Origin of the sequence: Streptomyces sp. NTH33 (genome assembly GCF_003236365.1) — a bacterium.
In the GTDB taxonomy this organism is placed as follows: Bacteria; Actinomycetota; Actinomycetes; order Streptomycetales; family Streptomycetaceae; genus Streptomyces.
This window is the reverse complement of sequence record NZ_POTZ01000946.1, coordinates 1-1,070: the sequence shown is the minus strand read 5'-3', so window position 1 is coordinate 1,070 and position 1,070 is coordinate 1. Positions and strand designations below refer to the sequence as shown.

Genomic DNA, 1,070 nt, shown 5'->3' with positions numbered 1-1,070 from the left:
TCGGGTACGGCTTGCGCATGCTCATGCCATAACTCAAGCGAACCCCGAACGCCTGACCGGCAGCGATGCCCCAACGTCACACCATCGAGCGATGACAAGGCGGACGGAAGCTCACGTACCGCACTCTCAGAACCGCTCTCTCACACCTGCGTCCGGTGGAAGTTGACGTAGGCCCGGGAGGCGGTGGGCCCGCGCTGTCCCTGGTAACGGGAGCCGTAGCGCTCACTGCCGTACGGGGCCTCGGCGGGCGAGGAGAGCCGGAACAGGCACAGCTGCCCGATCTTCATCCCGGGCCACAGCTTGATCGGCAGGGTGGCGAGGTTGGACAGCTCCAGGGTCACGTGCCCGGAGAACCCGGGGTCGATGAACCCGGCGGTGGAGTGGGTCACGAGCCCGAGCCGCCCCAGCGAGCTCTTGCCCTCGAGCCGGGAGGCGAGGTCGACGGGGAGCGTGATGACCTCGTACGTGGACGCGAGGACGAACTCCCCCGGGTGCAGGATGAAGGGCTCGTCGCCCTCCGGTTCGACGAGCCGGGTGAGGTCCGGCTGCTCGACGGAGGGGTCGATGTGGGGGTACCGGTGGTTCTCGAACACCCGGAAGTAGCGGTCCAGCCGCACGTCGACACTCGACGGCTGCACCATGGATTCGTCGTAGGGATCGATCCGCACCCGCCCGGCGTCGATCTCGGCCCGGATGTCCTTGTCTGAGAGAAGCACGCCCCGAGGATACGCAAGGCGCGCGGAGCCCCCACAATCAGGACGACTCCACGCGCCGGTCACCGCGATGCTCTACCGCTTCCCGAGGGCCACGGGCACCGCACTGCGGAGCCGGGCACACCGCGGACATCTCACGAGCCGGCAGGGGCCGAGTCGCTCGGCCTGCTGCATCGGGAACGAAGCGGTACTGAACACGTGCCCCTCGGCACAACGGACGACGGTGCGCTCCATCAGGTCCCTCAAGTCCCTTCCCCAGAACCGCGTCTGGCCTCTTGCCGCCTGACGACAAAAGCCACATTACGGGACAGGAGGAAGCTCCACCACCTGGCACTCAGACCCCACAGGACCCACTTC

At 67.4% G+C, this 1,070-nt stretch carries 1 protein-coding gene; it reads right to left on the bottom strand.

Annotated features, from left to right (window positions below; translation table 11 throughout):
- Positions 1–140 precede the first annotated feature (140 nt).
- On the bottom strand, positions 141–716 hold the full coding sequence (gene dcd / locus C1I97_RS37720) for a dCTP deaminase (RefSeq protein ID WP_111007345.1): 576 nt from the start codon (positions 714–716) through the stop codon (positions 141–143).
- Positions 717–1,070 lie beyond the last annotated feature (354 nt).